General features: G+C 62.4%; 6 protein-coding genes and 2 pseudogenes. 2 read left to right on the forward strand and 6 right to left on the reverse strand.

Annotation, left to right across the window (positions count from 1 at the left end):
* Nucleotides 1-20: 20 nt before the first annotated feature.
* The 3 genes and pseudogenes from NFU08_RS14670 to NFU08_RS14680 all read right to left on the reverse strand — a co-directional run bounded on the left by NFU08_RS14670 (nt 21) and on the right by NFU08_RS14680 (nt 2758).
* Nucleotides 21-821, reverse strand: a complete 801-nt coding sequence (locus NFU08_RS14670; protein WP_251424373.1) for a DNA cytosine methyltransferase — start codon at nt 819-821, stop codon at nt 21-23.
* Between the two features lie 45 nt (nt 822-866).
* Nucleotides 867-1136 (reverse strand): annotated as a pseudogene (locus NFU08_RS14675) (DNA cytosine methyltransferase); the annotation flags it as partial.
* A gap of 320 nt (nt 1137-1456) precedes the next feature.
* Nucleotides 1457-2758, reverse strand: coding sequence for a DUF262 domain-containing protein (locus NFU08_RS14680; RefSeq protein WP_251424365.1), 1302 nt, complete (start codon nt 2756-2758; stop codon nt 1457-1459).
* Between the two features lie 283 nt (nt 2759-3041).
* Between NFU08_RS14680 and NFU08_RS14685 the strand changes: the two genes are divergently transcribed.
* Entirely contained in the window at nt 3042-3197 is a 156-nt protein-coding gene (locus NFU08_RS14685; RefSeq protein ID WP_251424367.1) for a hypothetical protein, read from the forward strand.
* Nucleotides 3198-3505: 308 nt separating this feature from the next.
* Here NFU08_RS14685 and NFU08_RS20870 read toward each other — a convergent pair whose 3' ends face one another.
* From NFU08_RS20870 to NFU08_RS14695, 3 genes are all read right to left on the reverse strand, one after another.
* A complete protein-coding gene (locus NFU08_RS20870; RefSeq protein ID WP_285835602.1) occupies nt 3506-3628 on the reverse strand; it encodes a hypothetical protein in 123 nt (40 codons plus the stop codon).
* Nucleotides 3629-3725: 97 nt separating this feature from the next.
* The gene (locus tag NFU08_RS14690) at nt 3726-4220 is read right to left on the reverse strand and encodes an N-acetyltransferase (protein WP_251424369.1); all 495 of its coding nucleotides are present in this window, start codon (nt 4218-4220) and stop codon (nt 3726-3728) included.
* Nucleotides 4217-5086 (reverse strand): ribokinase, encoded by an 870-nt coding sequence (locus NFU08_RS14695; RefSeq protein WP_251424371.1) that lies wholly within the window; start codon nt 5084-5086, stop codon nt 4217-4219. The genes NFU08_RS14690 and NFU08_RS14695 overlap by 4 nt, the downstream gene beginning before the upstream one ends.
* A gap of 149 nt (nt 5087-5235) precedes the next feature.
* Between NFU08_RS14695 and NFU08_RS14700 the strand changes: the two are divergent.
* Nucleotides 5236-5880, forward strand: a pseudogene (locus NFU08_RS14700) (MFS transporter); the annotation flags it as partial.
* Nucleotides 5881-6000: the final 120 nt, after the last annotated feature.

Below are 6000 nucleotides of genomic sequence, written 5' to 3' on the forward strand. Positions count from 1 at the left end.
GCTACTCTAACCTTCTTGGGTCACACCATCGCTGGGTCGTAGGCATCCGCAATGAGGTGCGATCTATCTATAGCCTCATCGACGATGTCCGTCCATTTTGTTCTCGTCATCGAGTCGAGGAAATCTGCAGGAAGTTCTCGACCTAGCGCTGCTGCAAGAACGTGAGCGGCCAACCGGGGTGGAATGGCGTTGCCAATTTGTTGGGAGACGTCTTTACCCGACCACGGGTAATCAGCGGGGAACGTCTGCAGCCGGCCCGCCTCTGACACGTTTAGACGATCGAGTTCACCTTTTTTTGAGAACAGGCGATTCCTTGAGACCTTCCCAGTAACCGTGAAAGCAGGCTCCCTGGAGCTGCGTCTACCGCGGGCCTTGGGATCACCGCCGGTCCCATAGTTGGACACGAGTTCGAAGGGCTCTGCTCGGGCCAGCGTTTCGCCCATGCTCCGGCACGGCAGCAACAGCGATTGGTCCGTGGATTCCTTCAACGCTTTTCTTCTGAATTTTTGGTGCGTCGGGGCAGGAAGAACGGGCGTCCGGTACCGATTCGCAATCAGGATCGCGCGGCGCCGGGTCTGCGGAACGCCGTACTCTTCAGCGTGAAGTATCCCGGTTGCCGTCTGATAACCCAGTGGTCCCAGGACCCTCGCCATGGCATCCCAGACGGGCAGGACCGCAGGCACCTGCTCTAAGACAATCACCTCGTACGCGTTGCCCGCCTGGTGGGCCTCAAGAGCCCATCGCAACGGCTGCAGCACCAGGCCGGTGCGTTCATCCTCCAACGCGGCTAGCTCGGTCATGACGTCGTCGCCATCGGCCATGCGAGCAATGAAAGACAGGACCTGGTCCAATGCCTTACGACCTGCGCCTGCCCCGGCCACAGTGTACGTCTGACACGGAGGCCCCCCTGCGAGAATAGAAGCATAAGGGAACTCCGCAGGACCGTGCTCCCGTACATCACCTTGCACGGTTTCTAGCCCTGCAGCCCTTCTGGTTGCGCAGGCATTAGCGTCCCACTCGATACCAGCCACAGACAATCCCAACCAGCGTGCAGCGACATCCAATCCACCCGGACCGGCGAAGAGATCCACCATTTGAGCGCCAGAAGGAGTTGGGTCCGATTGCACGAAGGTCATGGGACACGATCATATCGGTCGACACCTCACCAGCAGGCCATCACCCCGGGTTTTCAAGCGAACATTGAAAAAGGGCGTACTTTTCGTGCGTGTTCCCGCCTCAACCCTCGCGCTCACCTTCGGACCGCTCCACTGCGTTACTTGAATCGCCCTTCCTCGCCAAAGCCGAATATTGCAGATTGAAAACTGAGGAGGAAGTCTGATACGCCATATAGGCGTCCACACCTTGAACACACATAACCGGTTGGGCTCCCGGGGGTTGGAGTGCATGGGGGAGCGCACGAACTCGCGTCGGCTCCTCGGGATGGGCCAGCTGGTTGTTACGGTACCCCGACAGAGTCTGGGTTGGACGAGACCCCGGCATGGCCACGGTTGCATGGCACGCAAAGAGCGCGAGCGTTGGCCAGCGAAGTAGGACCGCCCTCGACGTGCCACTGGATGTGATCCGCGTCGAGCTCGCTTAGAGACTCCAGCTCAGTGCCGCAAAGACTGCACCGCTTATCGGCGAGCTGCCAAAGTGCCCAGCGTTCTTCGGTGTTGAATCCTCTACGAGTATCTTTCAGGGCTACGTCAGGATGACTGCGCAGGAAGCGTTTCACAAGTATCTCCAGGCGCTTAGTCATGCTGCTGGCGTCATTGGTTCCCTGCTGCATTAGCCGCCCGAAATCCGTCAGTTCCGCGTCTCTGCTGTCTTCGTCCTTTTTCAGATTGGTCATCCTGTCCAATCTGAATTCTGCCAAGAAAGTCTTTATCTTGTCTTTCAGATTTGCCGCACCGTAACGACCCAACATATGTCGGGTAAAGACGTACATGAGTTGCGGGTAGGACTGCTTAGAAAGTTCGATATCTCGGAGCTCAAAGATTGGTGACATCGCTTTCAGGTTCGTCGCGACTGCGTCAAAGAGCTTTTTCCCATCGGCTTCCGAGATGTTCTTATAGTCATTGACGAACTGGTCAAGGTGTTTCTTCTTCAGGTCGACGAGTCCATCGCCCCCTGACCTGGCAAGAGAATGCTCAAGGTAAAGGAGTTTGCACGTGATCTCATAGTGGGAATATCGCTTGTTGGCGAAGGCGATCTTTTCCTTGAAAAATGGTTCCTCGGCAAGAGCGCGGACCAATCGAGCCATGTTGCCGCCGAAGGCGTTCCGGCTCTCTGCTGCATTCAGCTTCTCACCGTTGTTCAGGCGGGAGAAAAGCTCTTCAATCTCGTCTTCGTCGTTGGCTTCCACGAGTACAAAATCGAGAAAGATCTCCTTGATGATGTCGCGGGCTTCTTCAGTCAGGTCTTTGAACGTTTGACCTGGTTTTGGTGGTTCCGCACAGGGGCGTCCAGAGTACGAAAAATCCGGTGCAAACTCGAGTGAGGAATCCATGAAAGCAAGCACAGTTGAGATACGTTGCTTCCCATCAACCACGGCGTACTTGAACCCGGCATCGTCTGCGCTGACCACATGCACGTAGATCTTTGGGATATCGAAGCGGTTAACGAGTGAGTCGATAAACAGCTGTTTCTTGTCCTTCGACCAGACCCCTCCTTCGCGTTGATATACGGGATCCATGTTAATGACGCGGCGCTCACGGCTTATTTCAGCGACGCTTAGTGGCTTCTTGATGCATTCCATTCGCTCACGCTAGCAAGTCGATGGGCAAAAGAAGGCCCATGGCTGGCGGCGTTTCCGCCGGTTACATCAACGCCGCCGCGTCGTGACTCTCGCGACGATCACATCCGATGGTCAAATGTAATGGTCCATAACGCTCGATCCGACCTTGTTGGTCACGGAAGTCTTGACAGCCTTGACTACTTCACCCAGGGCAGCCGCATCTCACACTCCAAGTCTGTGCAACCCGCCAGCCGGTACGGGTTCAACTCCACCCCGTCGACCTATCCGAAACATCTCGTTCCAGATGACCCGCGGCGTGCCCGCGTCACCGGGCAGCGCGTATGCGAGTTCCTCGACGCCCCAGCCCTGCGACCACGAATCCAGCAGCGACCAGCTGCCGTCGGCAAACATCGTGGCCGGCTGGTCATTGGCCGGCCCCGGCGACGAAATCGCAACATGAGGCTGGCTGAGCATCCCAAGCCGGGATGTACGCGCGGAAGGCGAAGCGTCGAGGCAGGCGCGGTCGTCGGACGTTACCAGCAGGGACTCCATAATATGGACCGCGCACCACGCCACCGCGGGCGTTTGCCCCGGTAGTGTCCAGTGGCCGGGAGTCGTCCCTCGGCCCGAAGGCGTCCAGCGCGGCCAGCAGCCAGCCGTGAGTGTTCGAGGGGAGTAGCCGCGTGGAGCGTCGGTGAGCAGCGCCCTTCTGACCTCATGGGTGCCGATCCGCACCTCGATGCCGCTCCCGCGGAGAACCGCAGCCGCTCACTCGTCCGGCACGTCCGGGCCGCCGACGCCCCCGAAGGACTTCGCCGTTAGCGGGTGAGCAGCCAGCAGGTGGGGGCTGAAACTGGATTCTTCGGTCAGCAGGTCCTGCAGCGCCGGCATCACCTCCTGCAGCTGGCGCCCCCGTCGCAGCTCAGCACCTGGGACGCATCGTGCAGGTGCCGCGGGCTGTGCTGGTCCGGGGTGGTGCAATTGGATATCAAAGCTCCACCTGGAACACCCACAACAGCAGGTCCTCGCCCGGCACGTACCAGTCCCGCTCCGGCGCCCGGCGGAAGCCCAAGGACCGGTACAGGGCGTGCGCACGTTCCATGAACGTGGCGCTGGTGATGCTGATCGCCGAGATGCCGGGCAGCTGCCGGGCGTGCTCGATGATCTCGCGCACCACGGCCCTGCCCACGCCGCGGGCCTGCTGCGCGGGGTCAACGGCCAGCATCCGGAACTCCAGGTCCCCGTCCTGCGCGATCTCGCTGTACGGCTGGCCGGCGAACGTCAGTGTCACCGCCGCCACCGCGCGCCCGGCGGCCTCCGCCACCCACACCTGCGCGTGCTCGGCCCGGTGTTCCACGTCCTCGAGAACGCTCATGTACGGATGGTCCGCGGCGAAGTGCCCGGCCCGAAGGTAGGCGTCGCGGGTGATGCGCCGGACCTCCGGAAAGTCCGCCGGCACCGCCCGCCGGAAAACAACAGTCACGAGGAAGCGCCCGAAGCAGTAGCCGCCCGCTCCACGTAGTGACCCAGCTGTGCCAAATCCGGCTGTGACGACGGATCGCCCACCGCATCGGCACCCACGGCGTTTGCCACGGCCAGAGCCCGCGCATAGTCCAGCCCGCTGCGCAGCGCCAGGACCAGGGCGGCGCAGAACGCATCACCCGCCCCCACGGTGTTCGCCACCGCTACTGCAGCAGACGGAGCCTCGGCCACCTTCCGGCCGTGCTCGAACATCGCCGAACCGTCCTTGCCGTACGTCACTGCCACAAGCTTCGCCTCCGCGAGGGCCGGGATCAGGGCGTACTCGCTCTCGTTGACGATCACCAGGTCGCACCGCTCCAGCAGCTCCGCCGGCAGATCCATGGCCGGCGCGGCGTTCAGCACAAAGAAACCCTGCACCTTCCGGGCCGCCTCCAGCACCACCTCCAGGCCAACCTCCAGCTGGCACAGCACCGTCTCCTCCGGACCGAACTCCACCCTGTCCAAGGACAGGTGCGAGTTGGCGCCCGGGCACACGACAATCTGGTTCTCGCCGTCGCGGTCCACCACGATCAGCGCCGTCGCGGTCGGCTGGGGCAGGCGAGCAACGTCGGGGGTATCAACGCCGGCGGCGGCCAGTGCGTCGAGCATCCGCTGCCCGGACGCGTCCTGGCCCACGGCGCCGACCATCCGTGCACTGCCACCCAAGCGTGCGGCGGCCGCGGCCTGGTTGGCGCCCTTGCCGCCGGGCTGCTCGGACAAGGCGGCGCCGCCGATGGTTTCGCCCGCGGTCGGAAGCCGCTCGGCGGTAGCGATCAGGTCCAGGTTGATGCTGCCGACCACGGTGACGGCAGGACGTGTTGTGTTCATGGGAAAACTCTCTCAGGAGGAGGGCCGGAAGCGGCCGGGTTTTCGAAAAAGTGTAGCGCATGGTTGTACTTGTGAGTCATACATGGTTGTATAACAACCTGAATCGCCTTGAAAGACGATCCCCTTCTGCTCGAACAAAGGAGTTTGATGTGAATACCCCCACCCCCGCCGCAGCCGCGCCGCCCACTGAAGGAGGCGCCGCCGTCGTAATCCCCGACGACGAGGCAGCCAGGCTCTCGGGCCGACGCGCCGCCCTGCTGATCTCCACCCTGCTGCTGGGCGTGCTGTCCTTCCAGCTGAACGCCAGCATGGTCACCCCCGCGTTGCCGCAGATCGCCGCGAGCTTCGGCGAAAGCGCGGACAGCGCCGCCCCCGTCCAGTCCATGTTCTTCCTGGCCGGGGCCATCGCCGGGCCCGTGATCGGCCGGTGGAGCGACTTCATCGGCCGCCGCGCCGCGCTGCTGCTGGTCCTGGGCATCATGGGCGCCGGCACCATCCTCTGCATCGCCGCGCCCACCCTGCCGCTGCTGGTCACCGGCCGGTTCCTGCAGGGCGTCTCCAGCGCCGTGTTCGCGCTCGCCTACATCGTGCTCAGCGAGAACCTGCAGGCCAAGGTCTCCGGCACCTCCGTCGGCATCATCGCCGCCATCAACGGGGGAGTGGGCGGCGTGGACGGCTACGTGGGCGGGCTCATGGCCGAGACCCTCGGCTTCCGGTCCATCTTCGTCGTCGTCCTCGTCCTCACCGCCATCGCCGCTCTCCGCATCTTCCGCCTGGTGCCCGCCGGACGGCCTAGGAGACTGCTGAAATATCCGCTGGTTTAGGCGCGTCGGCTGGACTGGTGAGGCTGGTGGTTAAGACTGGTCTTATGCAGGGACGCGAGGACGCGCAACGCGGGTATTTGGATGTGGAGG

The sequence above is a fragment of the Pseudarthrobacter sp. NCCP-2145 genome, assembly GCF_023708005.1.
Taxonomy (GTDB): domain Bacteria; phylum Actinomycetota; class Actinomycetes; order Actinomycetales; family Micrococcaceae; genus Arthrobacter; species Arthrobacter oxydans.